The organism is Pseudomonas sp. MF6767 (assembly GCF_016405475.1).
Taxonomy (GTDB): Bacteria; Pseudomonadota; Gammaproteobacteria; order Pseudomonadales; family Pseudomonadaceae; genus Aquipseudomonas; species Aquipseudomonas paracarnis.
Window position 1 is genome coordinate 398,741 of the sequence record NZ_JAEKCY010000003.1, and the last position, 17,767, is coordinate 416,507.

Here is a 17,767-nt window from a genome sequence, read left to right on the forward strand (position 1 = left end):
GAAAGCCGACACCTATCTACCTGACACCCGACCATCCAACTGTGGGAGCTGGCTTGCCTGCGATGGCGGCCTGACAGCCGAAGCTGTTATCTGTGTACATATCCATTTCTGCGGTAACGGCCACTTAGGGTTCCGCTTTTACAGCGGGTCACTTTTGGAAAAGAGCCCGGAATGCCGGCCCAGCCAAAAGTAACCAAAAAGGCTCTTGCCCCACCACTCGGCACCTCGCTTAGGCTCGGTGTGCCCGTAATTCGCCAGTGATTTGGGGGGCCGCCGCCCCGCGCCATCCATGGCGCGGGGCGGCTAAACCGGCATCCCTGCCGGTTTACCCCCCAAATCACTGTCGAATTCCGGCCAGCGTGGTTTGACGGGGCGCCTAAGATCAAGATCAAAAGCAGATCAAGAGCAAGATCAAGAGCGGCTCGCTTCGCATCGTGGTTACCGTCGGCTGCTATCGCAGGCAAGCCACAATGCCAGTCAGTCAAGCGGTCATCGCCGACTGTAGGAGCGAGCTTGCTCGCGAAAATCGTCAACGATAACGCGTGCTTGCTGAATGAAAGCGGCGCCTGTGAGTTTTTCGCGAGCAAGCTCGCTCCTACAAAAAGCCCTTAACTGACTGGCATTGAGGCAAGCCAGCTCCCACAGCGTTATCCAGTTTCGTCAGGGAAGCCCGGTTACTTACCAGGCGTCAGGGTCAACCTTGTCTTGCCGTACACCTTTTCAAAGTTCTGCGGCTGCATCGGAAAGCTCAGGTATTGCGCCTTCAGCGACGGGTCGATGCCATTGGCATAGTTCGGGCTGGCCGGGTTGCCGGATTGGCCGATGCCGCCCTGGCCCATCATCGGTTCCACTTGGCCGAAGTCGATGATCATGCGCAGCGCCGACACCTGGGTCGCGTTGAAATCCTGGCCCCAGCTATACGGCGCCGGGTTCAAGGTGTTGTGGTCGCCACCGCTGGCAAAGGGGCCGCGGATGACCTGGCCGCTGGTATTTTTCCAGGTGGTGCTGTGCAACTTGCCCCACTGCCAGGCCTTGTGGTCGGCGCCCAGTTGGCTGTCGCCAGTAGTGATGGCGGCGGCCAGGGTGCGAGCCAGGATCGCGGGTTTGTCTTCTATTTGCGGTGTACGCGTGTCATCCCAGAATGGGCTGTCTTCACGGCCCAGCAGGTGGTCGGCGATGGCCGAGTAGGACAGGCTGGCGTTGCTGGCGAAGGCTTTCCAACTGGCGCTGTTTTCCGGGCCGAGTTTGTCCAGGAAGATCTGCCGGGCGCTTTCCTGCAGGAACAGTTCGTAGATTGCCGCGTCAGCCGAGGTGGTTGCCAGCCGACCATCGAAAGTCATCAGGCGCTCCAGTGCTTCGCGGGCCTTGGCACGTTCCGCTGTCGGCAGGGCCTCGATGGCCTGCTTGAGCGGCTGGGCCATGCCGGGTGCCTGGAACATGTTCTTGAGCTTGGCGGCGAAGAGGGTGGTCTGGTCGTATTGCATGGCGATCAGGCTGCGGCTGTCATGCTTGCCGGCGTTGGCCAGTTGCGCCAGGCGCTCGCTGCGCTCCGGTGCATCCCAGGCGTTGGACAGTTGCATGCCGTAGCCACGTGGCGCGGTACGCTGGTTGGCGGTGCCGATCCAGCCTTGGGCCGGGTCCTGGTCGTACGGGTGCAACATCGCGTCGGCGTAGCCGTCCCAGTCAAAGCGCGTGTCCCAGCCCGGCGATGGCAACAGGCCTTCGCCTTCGCGGCGGTTGGGGAAACGGCCGGTGACCTGCCAGCCGATGTTGCTGGCGTCGGCGAAGATCATGTTCAGGCCGATGGCGCGAATCTCGCGGGTAGCATCCGAGGCCTTGCCGGCGTTTTGTGCGCGGGACAGGTCGAAGAACGCATCCAGGCTCTTGTCGTCCTTGAAGTCGGCGGTTTGCAAGGCCAGGCCAAGACCGCTGGTGAGCGCCTGGCTGCTGTTGAGCAGAGCGCCGTGGCGGGTTTCGTACACCACTTCGCGAATCGAGCGCTGGCCCTTGATGAAGAAGGTTTCGTTGCGCACGCCGGCCGGCAGCCATTTGCCGTTGTTCTCGTAGTACAGCGCACTGCCCTGGCGTTTGACCTTCTCCAGGAACAGGTCCTGGGTGTCGCCCTTGACCGCGCTCATGCTCCACGCCACTTTGCCGTTGAAACCCGCCAGCAGGGTCGGCAGGCCGGCAATCGAAGCACCGACGGCCTGGTATTTGGGCGCACGAATCTGCACGTAGTTCCACGGCGACGGTGCTTGTGGCTGAGCGGCGATATCGTTGGCCAACAGGCTTTTGCCGCTGCGGCTGCGTTGTGGGCCAATGGCCCAGTTGCTTGAGGTGGTGACGCCCAGGGCATTGAGGTCGCGCAATTGCTGGCCCACCGTCTCCAGCCCGGCGAGGCCGGTGATCTGGTTCAGGTTGACGCCTTTGAGCTTGTCGGCTTCGGCCAGCGGGACGGGTTCGTCCGGTGCGCTTGGGGTGAGCCAGGCGAGTTTGTCGACGCCGACCTTTTGCGCCAGCACCAGGGACGAAAGCTCCTCCTGCAGATTGCTCGACTGGCTGAAGTTGAGCAGGCAGAACAGCAGCGCCGAATCTTCCGGCTTCCAGTACTCGGGCTTGTAGCCGCTCTGGGCCAGGTCCGTCGGCAAGTTGTCGCGATAACGGAACAGGTAGGCGTTGACGCCTCGGGCATACACTTCAAAGAAGCGTTTGAGGCGCGGCGATGAGGCGTTGTACAACTCGCCAGCGCTTTTCTTGAGGTTGACCGCCCGCATAAAACGGTCGACGTCCAGCACTTGCGGCCCCGACATTTCCGCCAGACGGCCCTGGGCTAGCAGGCGCAGGGTGACCATCTGGGTGATGCGGTCGCTGGCGTGTACGTAACCGAGGCTGAACAAAGCGTCGTGGAAGGTGTTGCTTTCAATCAGCGGCATGCCTTGGGCATTGCGGCGCACCGACACATTCTGTGCCAGGCCCTTGATTGGCTGCACGCCGGCAACGGGCGGCAGGGTGTCCTGGGTGTTCTGGAGCTGGCAACCGGCCAGGCCCAAGGCACTGACCACTGCCGCGGCAACGCCGAACCGGGGAAGAAAATGTAAGAGGGCTGGCGAGGCCATGGCAAAGCTCCTGCGGGGGGTAGCGTCAGTAAAGGCGCTACGTTAGTGAGCGCGGCGAAACGACGCAAGCGGGAGTTTTGGCAATTGCGTGAGAACTTGAAACAGCCACCAATCGAGGTGGCTTAAGGTTTTGTAGGAGCGAGCTTGCTCGCGAGAAACCCATAGGCGCCGCGTTTACTCAGAAAACGCGCGCTATCGTTGACGTTTTTCGCGAGCAAGCTCGCTCCTACTCGTGCGGTTTAAGCACCGTGGCACTTCTTGAATTTCTTCTCGCTGCCGCACGGGCAAGGATCGTTGCGACCGACGTCCTTCAATGCATTGCGCACCGGCTCTTGATGAGCGTGGCCGCAGTTCGGGCCGTGGACATGGCCGTGGTCGTGATCATGATCATGGTGGTCGTGATCGTGGTTGCAGTCAGGACCATGGACATGGGGTTGCTGTGTCATCGATGTTGCTCCGGAATAAAATCGCCGGGGATTATCTCGCCATTGTGTGCCACCTGCACGTCATTACCGATGAATAATCCGGTTTTCAGTTCGCCTTCTAAACGATAAGGCACGGGCCGGTCGGGATTTTTCAGCATCTGCACCACCTCACGCACCTGTGGCCAGAGGTTGGTGCGCACCGAGACCTTGAAGAATTTATGACCGCGTGGCGGTACGGTCAGCCACTCGTTGGACTCGCCTTCGGTCAACACCAGATTGCCCAGGCTGACCTTGTAGACCAGGCCGCGCACGGTCAGGTCGGCGTCGTCGCGGTTGTCCACGCGAAAGTACAGCTTGAATTTCTGTTCCAGCAGCTTGGCCCGCACCACTTCGACCTTGACCAGGGAAACGTGAGGGGGCGGCGCGTCGTCTTCGAACCAGGACGCGCAGCCGGTCAGGCCCAGGGTCAACGCCAGCATCAAGCTATACATTCGAAGCATGGCGCTATCCCCGTCGAGTGATTAGAAGTAGCTGGAACAGCACTTCTTGAATTTCTGCCCGCTGCCACACAAACAGGCATCGTTACGTCCGGCCTTCACTTCTACCGTAGGATCGATGAAGTACCAGCGCCCTTCATTCTGTACGAAAGAAGACTGCTCGCGGTGACTATGTTCACCGGCAGCGTCATGCCAGCGCGCGGTAAAGGTGACAAAGGCGTGCTCAGGCTGGCCGCCGAATACCTCGGAGCTTTCCACCTCCAGGCCCAGCCAGGTGCTCTGGGCACTCCAGGCGGCAATGGCGTCGCGGTCCAGGCCGGCCTGTTGCGCAGGCAGCGTAGTGGCGACCAGGTAATCGACCAGGCCCAGCACATAGGCGCTGTAGCGCGAGCGCATCAACGCGCTGGCGCAGGGGGCCGGGTGGCCGGCGTGATAATGGCCGCAGCAGGCATCCAGCAGATTGCCGCTGCCGCACGGGCAAATGGATGTACTCATCGGGTTACCACCAATACTTTCCGAAGTTTTCCGGGTTGGCCCAGAAGCGGGCGTTGAGCCAGTCCGGCACCTGTTTATAGTCAAGCAGATCATAGGTAAACAGCGTCAGCACCTGATCATCGCGTTGGAAGCGTTCGCCGGCTTGCAGGGCCAGGGAGAAAAAGTCGGTGTCCTTCCAGTCGCAGGCACCCAGGTCGACCAGCACGGCAATGCGGCTGGCGTTGAGGTTACGGATGCCTCCGAGCAGGGTCAGGCCCTGGGGGTTGGACAGGTGCTCCAGGCAGTCGACCACCAGCGCGAGGTCAAAGCGCTGCACGGCGAGGTCTTCCGGCAACGGCCCTGGCGCGGCATAGAACACCTCGGTATCCGCGTGCGCAGCCCGGAAGGCATCCAGCGCCGGAAATTGGCTGGCGCCCACTAACAACAGGCGTTTTGGCCTGTGAAGGTCCAGCAGGGCCGCCAAGGCTTGTTGGGGCGTACGGGCAGAAATTCCAGCGGTCATTGCAGATCCTCGCATCAAGACCGTAGAGACTAGCGCGGCTGGGCGCGTGGGCCTAGAGCGCGGCGGTCGATACCCACCGAGGTGGAATTGAAGTTTTTTGATCCTTCACTGGCAAATCGCCGGTAGAAGTCGTTACTGTGCGCTCAAAGAAAAATTTGAAAACACTCAGGAGCCCCATGATGCGTAAGGTTTTTCTGTTGGCCCTGTTGGTCAGCCCCGTTGCCCTGGCCCAGAGTGTCAGTGTCGAAACCAACTCGTTGATGCGCTTGCCCAGCAGTACCAGCGTGTTGCAGCTCGAGCGCCTGGACGTGGCGGACTACGGCACCTTGCTGATTCCGGCCACCATCAGCCAGGTCACGGTGGATGAGCTGCACTTGGGGCGCGACGCACGCATCACCATTGTGCCTGGCAATACCGCCTTGCAAATGCAGGTACGCGAGGCGCAGTTGGAGCACGGTAGCCAGATCACTTCACGGGGCGCCCCCGGCACCCACGAAAAACCCGCCAAGGCTGGGCGTGATCTGACCTTGCGCATTAACTCGCTGACTGCCGAAGCGCTGTCGGTGGATGCCCGTGGTGGCGCTGGAGCCCAAGGATATGCGGGCCTGGACGGTGCCAACGGCGTGGACCCGGGTTGCACCTGGGGTTCAGCCGGGCGCGGCTTTAATGGCGATAACGGCGGCGATGGCCGGCCAGGGGCAGCGGGCGCCCAGGTACGCCTGGAGTTGCCACAGGAATTCCCGGCTGAACAGATCAAGGTCTGGGTCGATGGCGGGGCTGGAGGCCTGGCGGGTGTTGCAGGTAAACCCGGCAAGGGCGGGCAGTCCAAGGGCTGCCTGGTGTACCGCGCGGACGGCGGCGAAAAGGGCCGGCCAGGGTTGGAGGGGCAACCGGGGCCGGCTGGGCCTGCGGGGTCTGTGACTATCCAGCGGCTGTAGGAGCCAGCTTGCTCGCGAAAAACGTCAACGATAACGCGTGCTTCCTGAATAAACGCGGCGTCTGTGAGTTTTTCGCGAGCAAGCTCGCTCCTACACGCGTTAGGGCAAGCCAACAGCTCAGAACATCGGCCGAGCCGAAGCCACCGCCACCACCACCAACCCCACGATCAAATTAATCCCCACCAACCTGCGAATCTGCCCCAGCGCTGCCGCGCCCGCCGGCCAATCCTCAGCCGCCACCGCTGCCTTCAGCTCCGGGAACTTCAAGGCCTGGATGCGGATAAACAACGCCGTCATCACCAGATACAACCCCATCATCACCTGTACATAACGCGGCGCGGTCTCAAAACCACTGAAGCGCAGTTGCAGCAAACCAATGCCGCTGATCGGCAAAAGCACCACAGCCACCCATACCCAAACAAAAAAACGTTGAAACACATTTGCCCACAGCTTGAGCCGGGCAGGGCCCTCAAGTGCCGCCACGGCGGCGGGGCGCAGGATCATCCAGGCGAAAAACATGCCGCCTACCCAGATCAAGGCGGCCAGTACATGCAGGGTATAGGCGAGGCTAAACGCGGTCATTGTGGTACTCCGTTCTGCGCGGGATTAATTAGCGGGGTATGATAGCGGCCGATCCGAACCACTGAAAATTTATCCAGCGTTTTTTGCGCCCGACTATCCATGATCAGCACTGAACTCAAAACCACGATCCAGGGCGCCTATTCGCGTTTTCTCGAAGCCAAGAGCTTGAAACCGCGCTACGGCCAACGCCTGATGATCGCCGAAGTGGCAAAAGTCCTCGGGGATATCGACACCGACGACGAAGGCCGCCGCGAGGGCGAGCCTGCGGTAGTGGCCGTCGAGGCCGGTACCGGTACCGGCAAGACCGTGGCCTACAGCCTGGCTGCGATCCCTACGGCCAAGGCTGCTGGCAAGCGCCTGGTGATCGCCACCGCTACCGTCGCGCTGCAAGAGCAGATTGTCTACAAAGACTTGCCCGACCTGATGCGCAACAGCGGCTTGAGCTTTACCTTCGCCCTGGCCAAGGGCCGTGGCCGCTATATGTGCCTGTCCAAGCTCGACGTATTGCTGCAGGAAGGCCACGCCCAAACCGCCACCGCCTCCTTGTTCGAAGAAGAAGGTTTCAAGATCGAGGTGGATGAGGCCAGCCAGAAGCTGTTTACCAGCATGATCGAGAAGCTGGCCGGCAACAAATGGGACGGCGACCGCGACAGTTGGCCCACCGCCCTGGAAGATTCAGACTGGGCGCGCCTGACCACCGACCACAGCCAATGCACCAACCGCCATTGCCCTAACTTCGGCCAGTGCGCCTTCTACAAGGCGCGCGAAGGCATGGGCAAGGTAGATGTCATCGTCACCAACCACGATATGGTATTGGCTGACCTTGCCCTGGGTGGCGGTGCGGTACTGCCCGACCCACGCGACACCCTCTATGTGTTCGACGAAGGCCACCACCTGCCAGACAAGGCCATTGGCCATTTCGCCCATTACACCCGCTTGCGCTCCACGGCCGACTGGCTGGAAACCACTGCCAAGAACCTCACCAAGTTACTGGCCCAGCACCCGTTGCCCGGCGACCTGGGCAAGTTGATCGAGCAAGTGCCGGAGCTGGCGCGCGAGATCAAGACCCAGCAGCAGTTCATGTTCAGCGCCTGCGAGCAGGTGGCGGACTTCAAGCCCGGTGAAGACGTCGAAGGCCGAGAGCGCCCGCGTCACCGTTTTGTCGGCGGGATGATTCCCGAGCACATGCGCGAAATGGGCATCGAGCTGAAGAAAGGCTTTTCACGCCTCACCGACCTGTTCACGCGCCTGACGGACTTGCTCAAGGAAGGCATGGATGGCGAGGTCAATATCGGCATCGCCAGCAACCAGGCCGAAGAGTGGTACCCCTTGTTCGGCAGCCTGCTGTCTCGTTCCCAAGGCAATTGGGAGCTGTGGACCGCCTTCACCGTCGAAGACCCGGAAGACAACCCGCCCATGGCCCGTTGGCTGACGTTGTCGGAAAGCGGTGCGCTGTTCGATATCGAGGTCAACGCCAGTCCGATCCTCGCCGCTGAAATGCTGCGCCGCAACCTGTGGAACGTCGCCTACGGCTGCCTGGTAACCTCGGCCACGCTGACGGCCCTGGGCACCTTTGACCGCTTCCGCATGCGCGCCGGCCTGCCGAAAAAGGCCGTTACCGCCGTGGTGCCCAGCCCGTTTCATCACGCTGACGCCGGCGTGCTGCGGGTGCCAGACCTCAAGGCCGACCCACGGGACGCTGCGGCGCACACGGCGGCGATCATTCGTGATCTGCCGTCGTTGGTGGAAGGCTCCCGCGGCACTCTGGTGCTGTTCTCGTCGCGCAAACAGATGCAGGACGTGTTCGACGGCCTCGACCGCGACTGGCGCAAGCAGGTGTTTATCCAGGGCAACCTGTCCAAGCAGGAAACCCTGAACAAGCACAAGGCGCGGGTCGACGGTGGGGATTCCAGTGTGTTGTTCGGCCTGGCCAGCTTTGCCGAAGGCGTGGACTTGCCCGGTGCCTACTGCGAACACGTGGTGATCGCCAAAATCCCGTTCTCGGTGCCGGATGACCCGGTCGAGGCCGCACTGGCCGAATGGATCGAAGCCCGGGGCGGCAACCCGTTCATGGAAATCTCGGTGCCGGATGCTTCACTGAAGCTGGTGCAGGCCTGCGGGCGTCTGCTGCGTACCGAAGAAGACCGCGGCACCATCACCTTGCTCGACCGTCGCCTGGTTACCCAGCGCTATGGCAAGGCGATCCTCAATGCATTGCCGCCGTTCAGGCGCGAAATTTCTTAAGCCACCGTGGGCGGATTCGCCCACTCTGTGGTCTATCTCATCACTATCATCAGGCCAGTCATCGGCCGTTTGGGAGAACCTTGTTCGTATGATTCGCACGCTGCCCGCTCTTTTTGCCCTGCTGTTCGCTGCGCCGTTGATGGCGGCGCCCGAGGGGCAACAAACGCTGTTCAACTTCGTCCGGCCGGCCGATGTGGTCAAGGTGGCGACCCAGGACGCCAGCCTGCCGCAATACAATGCCGAACAAACGCCCGAAGGCGAGGTGCTGCGCCGCATCACCTTCAACCCAGCGGCCGAGCCGAGCCTGGTGCTCAGCCCGCAGACGGGGACGTGGGATTGGTCGCAATCGAGCGCCATGAGCCTGCGTATCCAGAGCGCGATGAACTGGGCGCTGACCCTTTACGTCAAGGTGCAGAGCGCCGACGGCAAGACGCTCGTCAGCCGCATCGACCTGCCTGCCGGCCCGGCCCAGACGCTGCTCGTCCCGCTGCAAGCCAACTCACCGCTGAGCCAGGGCATGAAGGCCGGCCCGCCGATGCCGATGACTGTGGATGGCCAACGGGTATTGCTGGCTGCCAGCGCCGGGGAAATCGACCGCAGCCAGATCGTCTCGGTGACCCTGTCGATGCTCAAGCCCAATGCCGCTCAAAGTATCCTGCTGGAGCGCTTCGGCGTGCAGGACAGCGAGCCGGTATTGAAGGCTGCCTACACTGAACTGGTGGATGCCTATGGCCAATCCAACCGCGCACGCTGGCCGGAGAAGGTCAGCAGCGACGAGCAACTCAAGGCATCGGCCGCCAAGGAACAACAGCAGCTCAAGACCTGGCTGGCCGAGCGGGACAAGTCCTCCCTGGATCAATACGGTGGCTGGAAGAAGGGCCCGGCCTTCGATGCCAGTGGTTTTTTTCGCACTCAGAAGCGCGACGGCCGCTGGTACCTGGTGACGCCGCAGGGGCATCCGTTCTACTCGCTGGGGGTGAACACCGTGGCGCCGGACAACAGCCAGACCTATGTGGCGGGGCGCGAGTGGATGTTCGCGGCGCTGCCCAAGGCCGGCGAACCCTTTGACAAGTACTACGGCAGCGACGACAGCCGCACCGGCAACGGCGCCGGTGAAGGCCGCGGTTTTGGCTCCGGGCGTTGGTACGATTTCTATGGCGCCAACCTGCAACGTACTTACGGCGGGGACGCGTTGGACCAGCCACGCTGGGTGACCCACACCCTCGATCGCCTGCAAGCCTGGGGCTTCAACACCGTCGGCAACTGGAGCGATCCGGACCTGGCCACTGCCGACCGCGTGCCGTACACCTTGCCGCTGTCGATTGTCGGTGACTATGCCAGCATCAGCACCGGCACCGACTGGTGGGGCGGCATGCCCGACCCCTTCGACCCGCGCTTTGCCATGGCCACCGAGCGCGCAGTGGCTATTGCCGCACGCGATCACCGTGACGATCCTTGGCTGATCGGTTTCTTTGCCGACAACGAACTGGCCTGGGCCGGTCCTGGCGAGGATGCAAAATCCCGCTACGCCCTGGCGTACGGCACCCTGCGCATGACCACCGACGTGCCGGCCAAGCGCGCCTTCCTCAAGCAACTGCGCGATAAATATCGCAATGAAGAGGGCCTTTCCAAAGCCTGGGGTATTCAACTGGCTGGTTGGGAACTGATGGAAGACCCAGGCTTCGAGCCGCCGATGCCCAGCCCTGAACACCCGGAAATCGAAGCCGACTTCAAGTATTTCCAGAAGACCTTCGCCGATGCTTACTTCAAGACCATTTCCGACTCGCTGAAGTGGCACGCGCCCAACCAGCTGTTGCTGGGCGGCCGTTTTGCGGTGAGCACGCCCGAGGCCGTCGCTTCGTGCGCGCAGTATTGCGACGTGCTGAGCTTCAACATGTACACCTTGAAACCCCAGGACGGTTACGACTTCGCCGCCCTGCGTGCGCTGGACAAACCGGTACTGATCACCGAATTCAACTTTGGCTCCGCCGACCGCGGCCCGTTCTGGGGCGGCGTGACGCAACTGGCCCGCGAAGAGGACCGCGGCGCGGCGTACTCCGCGTTCCTCAAGCAGGCGGTGGCCGAGCCGTCGATTGTCGGGGTGCACTGGTTCCAGTACCTGGACCAGCCGGTAACCGGGCGTCTGCTGGATGGTGAAAACGGCCATTTCGGCCTGGTCGGCATCACCGATGTATCCTTCCAGGGCTTTGTCGAGACGGTGCGCAAGAGCAACCTGGCCGCGCTCGACCAGTTGGGCCGTGAGGCGCAAAAAGCCAAGGCCACCCAAGCGATGCGTGAAAGTGAAGCGGGCAAGCCGAGGCGCGACGGCAAAGGCGCGGGGCAGGGCGCTGGGCATGCCGGTGGACACGCTGGAAACGGTCATTGATTCATCGTTGACGGGTTCACAAAACCTACAATGGCTGAAAGAATGGCGACCGCTTTTCATGGTGTTTTCCGAGGGGACTTAGGTGCAGATTCAGGGTCATTACGAGCTGCAGTTCGAAGCGGTGCGCGAAGCCTTCGCCGCCCTGTTCGATGATCCTCAGGAGCGTGGTGCCGGGCTGTGCATCCAGATCGGCGGGCAAACCGTCGTCGACCTGTGGGCCGGTACTGCCGACAAGGACGGTGCCGAGGCCTGGCACAGCGATACCATCGTCAACCTGTTCTCCTGCACCAAGACCTTCACGGCAGTGACCGCCCTGCAACTGGTGGCCGAAGGCAAGCTCAAGCTCGATGCGCCGGTAGCCGAGTACTGGCCGGAGTTTGCCGCTGCTGGCAAGGACGCGATCACGCTGCGCCAGTTGCTCTGCCACCAGGCCGGGCTGCCCGCCATCCGCGAAATGCTGCCCACCCAAGCGTTGTACGACTGGCAATTGATGGTCGATACCCTGGCGGCAGAAGCCCCGTGGTGGACACCGGGCCAGGGCCACGGCTATGAGGCGATCACCTACGGCTGGCTGGTTGGCGAACTGTTGCGTCGCGCCGACGGGCGCGGGCCGGGGGAGTCGATCGTGGCGCGGGTGGCACGGCCATTGGGGTTGGACTTCCATGTAGGCCTGGCGGATGAAGAGTTTTATCGCGTCGCTCATATAGCGCGCAGCAAAGGCACTAGGGGGGATGAAGCCGCGCAACGGTTACTTCAAGTAATGATGCGCGAGCCGGCGGCGATGACTACCCGTGCATTTGCCAATCCACCGTCTATTCTGACCAGCACTAATAAGCCTGAATGGCGACGCATGCAGCAGCCTGCGGCGAATGGCCACGGTAATGCACGCAGCCTGGCCGGGTTTTATAGTGGTTTGTTGGACGGTAGTTTGCTGGAAAGCGACATGCTCGAACAATTGACCCGCGAGCACAGTATCGGGCTGGATAAAACCTTATTGACCCAAACCCGCTTCGGCCTGGGCTGCATGTTGGATCAACCGCAGTTGCCCAATGCCACGTTCGGCCTCGGACCACGTGCATTCGGGCATCCCGGGGCAGGGGGCTCAGTCGGGTTTGCCGACCCTGAACATGATGTAGCCTTCGGTTTTGTGACTAATACCTTGGGGCCCTACGTACTTATGGACCCGCGGGCCCAGAAGTTGGTCGGAATATTGGCCGGTTGTCTATAAACCCCTTGCTGTTTCACAATTTTTTGTTACAAAGGCAAGTATAAAAAAGATGCTGAACGACATGTTGTAACTTGAATGCTCTTTTAGCGTCTGTTTAACGGGTCCTGCGACCCTCTGTTTTTTTCTCATTTTGTGGATATCTCATGTTATCGAACAAGTCTTTGGCACTGGCGCTGTGCCTCACTATTACGGGTTGTGCACAAACTCCACAAAATGATGCCGAAGGTGGGCATTGGTGGTCATTTGGATCTGACAAAACCGCGACCAAGGATCCAGTGGCCCAGACCGACGCCAAGTCGGATGCCAAACCCGACGCCAAGCCGGCCGCCGGTGCCAAGCCTGTTGAGCCTGTCACCGCTGCTGCCGCAGCCCCGGCCGCCAAAGCTGACACCGGTTACAGCTGGTGGCCGTTTTCCACCAAGAGTGCCGAAGACAAAGCCGCCGACGCCAAGGCCGACCTGAAAGCCGACCTCAAGGCGGCAACCCCGGCCTCGGACGCGGCACCTGTCCTCGCCAAGACCGACAGCGAGCCGCGCTGGTGGTGGCCGTTCGAAAGCAAGCCAAAGCCATTGGCCAAGGTCGATGTGACCAATGTACAAATGCCTGACCCGAAGATCACCCAAGCCTGGCTGGACGAATACGAACCACGCCTGCGTGCCGCCATCAAGGACAGCAACCTGCAACTGGAGCGCCGTGACAACACCCTGGTGGTGATTGCCCCGGTAGACGGCTCCTACAACCCGAAGCGTCCGGCCATGTTGCTGCCGGTGACCCTGGGCCCGTTCACGCGGGTGGCCAAGGCCGTCGAAGCTGACCCGAAGACCGCCGTACTGGTGCTGGGCCACGTTGATGCCACGGGCAGCGCCCCGGCCAGCCAGGCGTTGAGCAAGGAACGTGCGCAGTCCATTGCCTCGATTTTCAGCCTGAGTGGTTTGAAACAGGATCGCTTGATGCTGCGTGGCATGGGCGACCTTATGCCGCGTGCCGCCAACGACAGCAATCAGGGGCGTGCGCTGAACCGTCGCATGGAAATCATGTTCACTCAGCGTACAACGATGTTGGCACTGCTGAGCAAGTACAACTCCGGCAAGACCCCGCCCGTAGCCGAAATGGTCGCGGTGCAGAATGTGCCTGCGCCAGCACCGGCGGCCAAAGCGCCTGCCAAAAAGGCCACGGCCAAGAAAGCGGCGGCCAAGCCAGTGGCTAAAAAGGCTGCGGCCAAGCCGGCTGCGAAGAAACCTGCCACGGCAAAAGCCAAGGCGGCACCCGCTTCGAACGACCAGGCGAAGAACTGAGCTGTTGAACCACAAGGATAAAGCCGCATGACCCAGGCACTGGCCGATATGCGCCGTGACTACACACGGGACGGTTTGAGCGAGGCCCAGGCCCCGGACGAGCCGTTTGCGTTGTTCCACCATTGGTTTGCTGATGCGGTGAAAACCGAACAGCCGCCAGTGGAGGCCAATGCCATGACGCTGGCGACAGTGGATCAGGACAGCCGCCCGCACTGCCGCATCCTGCTGCTCAAGGGCCTGGATGCACAGGGCTTTACCTTCTTCACCAACTATCAGAGCGCCAAGGGTGAACAACTCGCGGCGCGGCCGTTTGCGGCCATGACCTTCTTCTGGCCCACCCTGGAGCGCCAGGTACGCATTGAAGGGCGCGTGGTCAAGGTCACGCCTGAAGAGTCGGATGCTTATTATCAGGTGCGCCCGTTGGGCAGCCGTCTGGGTGCCTGGGCCTCTCCGCAGAGCAAAGTCATTCGTGATCGCGAAGAGCTGCAGGCGCTGCTCAAGGCCACTGAAGAGCGTTTCAGCGATACCCAGCCCGATTGCCCCGAGCATTGGGGAGGGTACCGTTTACTGCCTGAGCGCATCGAGTTCTGGCAAGGCCGCGCCAGCCGCCTGCATGATCGCCTCAACTACCGCTTGCAAGACGGCCAATGGTGCCGCGAGCGCCTGGCGCCCTGAGCGTCACCTTTCGTCATCCCACCTGAATCAACACCGTTGCGTCGAAGTCTCTGTTCAAGAGACTTCGGACGCTTTCGGCTGTGCGGCTACACTGATCGAGCCGGTTATGGCATCGTTCCGTACCCTGGCTTGGTTACCGTTCGTCGAGTTCTCTGGTGCTGGCAGTCTGTACTCAGGCTGAATGAAAGCAAGTTTCTGCCTGGTGCGCCGTGACACGCGCCAAGCCACAGCGTTTAATGAATACCTGTCCTTTGGAGTTGATGCTATGCGTAAGTCCGTTTTACTAGTTGCCTGCTTTACCACCCTGTCGTTGCTGTTGGGTGGCTGCGCCTCGAGTCTGACCGGCGACTCGTACTCTCGTGATGAGGCGCGTCGTGTACAGACCGTTCGCATGGGCACCATCGAATCCCTGCGTCCGGTGAAAATCGAAGGGACCAAGACCCCAATCGGCGGCGCCGCGGGCGCAGTCATCGGCGGCGTTGGCGGCAGCGCCATCGGTGGCGGCCGTGGCAGCATCGTTACTGCTGTGATCGGCGCAGTTGCGGGCGGCCTGCTGGGCTCGGCCACTGAAGAAGGCCTGACCCGTACGCAGGGCGTGGAAATCACCGTGCGCGAAGACGACGGCAGCATGCGTGCCTACGTACAAGCCGTGCAGGAAAATGAAATCTTCCGCATTGGTGACCGCGTACGCATCATGACCGTCGACGGTACCAGCCGCGTTACTCGCTAAGCCTTAAGCTTCAGGCGAAGAAAAACCCCCAACCGGGTGACCGGTTGGGGGTTTTGTTTGTAGGAGCGAGCAAGCTCGCTCCTACAACTGACTGACTTCAATCATGCAACGACGACTTTCTTGCGACTTGCCATCGCCGTCACGGCATACCCGATAAAGGCCGCCAGGATCGACCCGGTCAGAATCCCCATGCGATCTTCACCGGCAAACTCACTGGCGCCTGGCACAAACGCCAGGGAGCCGACAAACAGGCTCATGGTGAAGCCGATCCCGCACAGAATCGCCACGCCCATTACCTGACCCCAGTTGGCGCCGCTGGGCAGTGAGGCGATGCCGGTCTTGATCGCCAGCCAGGTGAGGCCGAACACACCGACGGTCTTGCCGATCAAGAGACCGGCGGCGATGCCCATGGGCACGGAGTGGGTGAAGCTCTCCAGGCTGACACCTGTCAGAGAGACCCCGGCATTGGCAAACGCGAACAGCGGCAGGATGGCGTAGGCCACCCACGGGTGCAGGGCGTGTTCCAGGCTCAGCAGCGGTGAGGTTTCAGCATTTTTGGTGCGCAGTGGAATGCAGAACGCCAGGGTTACACCCGCCAAGGTCGCATGCACACCGCTCTTGAGCACGCACACCCACAGGATCAGGCCGATGATCATATACGGCCCCAGCTTGATCACGCCCAGGCGGTTCATCGCAATCAGCGCAATCAAGCACGCCCCCGCGCCCGCCAGGGATGCCGTGGACAAGTCAGCGGAATAGAACAAGGCAATGACGATGATGGCGCCAAGGTCATCAATGATCGCCAGGGTCATCAGGAACAGCTTCAGCGACACTGGTACGCGCTTGCCCAGCAGGGCCAGAACGCCCAGCGCAAAGGCAATGTCGGTGGCCATGGGGATCGCCCAGCCGGCCAGGGCGGCCGGGTTGTCCTTGTTAAGCGCCCAGTAGATCAGCGCCGGCACAACCATGCCGCCGATGGCCGCTGCGCCAGGCAGCACCACTTGCGAAGGCTTGGACAGGTGACCATCCAGCAGCTCACGCTTGACCTCCAGGCCGATCAGCAGGAAAAACAGGGCCATCAGGCCATCGTTGATCCAAAGCAGCGCCGGCTTGGCGATTTTCAACGCGCCAACCTGAGCCACCACCGGCGTGTCGAGAAAGGCGTTGTACAGGTGCGACAACGGTGAGTTGTTGATAATCAGCGCCAAAGCGGCAGCGGCGATCAACAACAGACCACTGGCGGCTTCCAGCTGGAAGAAACGGGTGAAAGTGCTACGCAGAGGCAAGGGATGCTCTCCAATCCAGGTTCAATAGGTGGGTACCCTAACCCGTACCGTTAGTTGTTAAAACAAAAGTTATATTCTTATTTGTTATAAGGAGTTGGCCGGAACATCGGTGGGTTAAAGACTAGCAATTGTGTGTCCAATTGCGTCGTCACTGTATCTGTGTGAAGTGTGGGAAACATCCTAAGATCACCGCTGAAAACCTTTAGAGAAGCCACCATGAGCGACCACCGTACCTGGGCCCGCGAAGCCATTCGTATCATTGAAGCGGACTTCCAGCGGAGCGCCGATACCCACCTGATCCCGCTGCCATTACCGGGTTTGCCAGGCATCGAGTTGTACTTCAAGGATGAGTCCAGCCACCCCACCGGCAGCCTGAAACACCGGCTGGCGCGCTCGCTGTTCCTGTATGCGCTGTGCAATGGCTGGCTCAAGCCGGGCGCCCCCGTTATTGAAGCGTCCAGCGGCTCCACCGCGATCTCTGAAGCCTACTTCGCGCGCTTGCTCGGCTTGCCGTTCATTGCCGTCATGCCCGCGACCACGTCCCAAGAGAAGATCGCCCAGATTGCCTTCTATGGTGGCAAGAGCCATCTGGTCCAGGACCCGACGCAGATCTACGCCGAATCCGAACGCCTGGCCCAGGAAAGCGGGGGGCACTTCATGGACCAGTTCACCTACGCCGAGCGTGCCACCGACTGGCGGGCGAACAACAACATCGCCGAATCGATCTTCCAGCAGATGCGCTTTGAACAGCACCCGGAGCCGAGTTGGTTGATTTCCAGCCCTGGCACCGGCGGCACCACCGCGACCCTGGGCCGCTATGTGCGTTATCGTCAACATTGCACGCGTGTTCTATGTGCCGACGCCGAACGCTCGGTGTTCTTCGACTTCTACCAGAGTGGTGACGCCAGCCTGCGCCTGGACTGTGGCTCACGGATTGAAGGGATTGGTCGCCCACGGGTGGAGGCATCGTTTCTGCCCGCGGTGATTGACGCCATGGTCAAAGTGCCGGATGCATTGTCCCTGGCGGCCATGCATTACCTGGCTGAGCGTTTGGGGCGACGGGTTGGCGGGTCCAGCGGGACCAACCTGATCGGTGCGCTGATGGCGGCGCAACAGATGAAAGCGGCGGGGGAGTCGGGGTCGATCGTTGCGATCTTGTGCGATGGTGGTGAGCGCTATGCCACGACCTATTACGATCAAGCTTGGCTGGCGGGGCAGGGCTATGAGCTGGAAGGGTTGATCGCGGCGGTTGCGGCGAGTGTCGAGCGCGGTGAGGCGCTACCCGCTAACATCCTGCGCGCTAATATCTGACAAGCAGCGCCAAGTTGTAAGCTCCAAGCTACAAGAAAAGCAGGATGCATACCTGTT

General features: G+C 61.3%; 15 protein-coding genes. 8 read left to right on the plus strand and 7 right to left on the minus strand.

Annotation, left to right across the window (positions count from 1 at the left end):
* Nucleotides 1-674 precede the first annotated feature (674 nt).
* The 5 genes from JFT58_RS08030 to JFT58_RS08050 form a co-directional block, all read right to left on the minus strand.
* Complete coding sequence (locus JFT58_RS08030) at nt 675-3,116, minus strand: penicillin acylase family protein (RefSeq protein WP_054897984.1); 2,442 nt, start codon at nt 3,114-3,116, stop codon at nt 675-677.
* A 239-nt stretch (nt 3,117-3,355) separates the two neighbouring features.
* Nucleotides 3,356-3,562 (minus strand): SEC-C metal-binding domain-containing protein, encoded by a 207-nt coding sequence (locus tag JFT58_RS08035; RefSeq protein WP_057975615.1) that lies wholly within the window; start codon nt 3,560-3,562, stop codon nt 3,356-3,358.
* A complete protein-coding gene (locus tag JFT58_RS08040) occupies nt 3,559-4,041 on the minus strand; it encodes an LEA type 2 family protein (RefSeq protein WP_054897983.1) in 483 nt (160 codons plus the stop codon). The genes JFT58_RS08035 and JFT58_RS08040 overlap by 4 nt, the downstream gene beginning before the upstream one ends.
* A gap of 21 nt (nt 4,042-4,062) precedes the next feature.
* Nucleotides 4,063-4,533 carry a YchJ family protein gene (locus tag JFT58_RS08045; RefSeq protein ID WP_034125936.1) on the minus strand — a complete coding sequence of 157 codons (471 nt, stop codon included), beginning with the start codon at nt 4,531-4,533 and terminating at the stop codon, nt 4,063-4,065.
* A gap of 4 nt (nt 4,534-4,537) precedes the next feature.
* Nucleotides 4,538-5,035 (minus strand): DUF6231 family protein, encoded by a 498-nt coding sequence (locus JFT58_RS08050; RefSeq protein WP_054897982.1) that lies wholly within the window; start codon nt 5,033-5,035, stop codon nt 4,538-4,540.
* 179 nt (nt 5,036-5,214) lie between these two features.
* On the opposite strand from JFT58_RS08050, the gene JFT58_RS08055 reads away from it, so the two are divergent.
* Nucleotides 5,215-5,973: a hypothetical protein gene (locus JFT58_RS08055; RefSeq protein ID WP_034125938.1), complete on the plus strand. Its 759-nt coding sequence runs from the start codon at nt 5,215-5,217 to the stop codon at nt 5,971-5,973.
* A 117-nt stretch (nt 5,974-6,090) separates the two neighbouring features.
* On the opposite strand, the gene JFT58_RS08060 is transcribed toward JFT58_RS08055, so the two are convergent.
* Nucleotides 6,091-6,555, minus strand: coding sequence for a CopD family protein (locus tag JFT58_RS08060; protein ID WP_034125939.1), 465 nt, complete (start codon nt 6,553-6,555; stop codon nt 6,091-6,093).
* A gap of 99 nt (nt 6,556-6,654) precedes the next feature.
* Between JFT58_RS08060 and dinG the strand changes: the two genes are divergently transcribed.
* The 6 genes from dinG to JFT58_RS08090 all read left to right on the plus strand — a co-directional run bounded on the left by dinG (nt 6,655) and on the right by JFT58_RS08090 (nt 15,113).
* Entirely contained in the window at nt 6,655-8,799 is a 2,145-nt protein-coding gene (gene dinG / locus JFT58_RS08065; RefSeq protein ID WP_014717263.1) for an ATP-dependent DNA helicase DinG, read from the plus strand.
* An 88-nt stretch (nt 8,800-8,887) separates the two neighbouring features.
* Complete coding sequence (locus tag JFT58_RS08070; protein ID WP_054897981.1) at nt 8,888-11,185, plus strand: beta-galactosidase; 2,298 nt, start codon at nt 8,888-8,890, stop codon at nt 11,183-11,185.
* 82 nt (nt 11,186-11,267) lie between these two features.
* Complete coding sequence (locus JFT58_RS08075) at nt 11,268-12,413, plus strand: serine hydrolase domain-containing protein (protein ID WP_054897980.1); 1,146 nt, start codon at nt 11,268-11,270, stop codon at nt 12,411-12,413.
* A gap of 143 nt (nt 12,414-12,556) precedes the next feature.
* Complete coding sequence (locus JFT58_RS08080; protein WP_082423425.1) at nt 12,557-13,708, plus strand: OmpA family protein; 1,152 nt, start codon at nt 12,557-12,559, stop codon at nt 13,706-13,708.
* A gap of 27 nt (nt 13,709-13,735) precedes the next feature.
* Nucleotides 13,736-14,383, plus strand: coding sequence for a pyridoxamine 5'-phosphate oxidase (pdxH, locus tag JFT58_RS08085; RefSeq protein ID WP_054897978.1), 648 nt, complete (start codon nt 13,736-13,738; stop codon nt 14,381-14,383).
* 265 nt (nt 14,384-14,648) lie between these two features.
* Complete coding sequence (locus tag JFT58_RS08090; protein ID WP_003189251.1) at nt 14,649-15,113, plus strand: glycine zipper 2TM domain-containing protein; 465 nt, start codon at nt 14,649-14,651, stop codon at nt 15,111-15,113.
* A 101-nt stretch (nt 15,114-15,214) separates the two neighbouring features.
* Here JFT58_RS08090 and nhaA read toward each other — a convergent pair whose 3' ends face one another.
* Nucleotides 15,215-16,399 carry a Na+/H+ antiporter NhaA gene (gene nhaA / locus JFT58_RS08095; RefSeq protein ID WP_054897977.1) on the minus strand — a complete coding sequence of 395 codons (1,185 nt, stop codon included), beginning with the start codon at nt 16,397-16,399 and terminating at the stop codon, nt 15,215-15,217.
* A 216-nt stretch (nt 16,400-16,615) separates the two neighbouring features.
* Here nhaA and JFT58_RS08100 point away from each other — a divergent pair, with 216 nt between their 5' ends.
* Nucleotides 16,616-17,710 carry a PLP-dependent cysteine synthase family protein gene (locus JFT58_RS08100; RefSeq protein ID WP_054897976.1) on the plus strand — a complete coding sequence of 365 codons (1,095 nt, stop codon included), beginning with the start codon at nt 16,616-16,618 and terminating at the stop codon, nt 17,708-17,710.
* Nucleotides 17,711-17,767 lie beyond the last annotated feature (57 nt).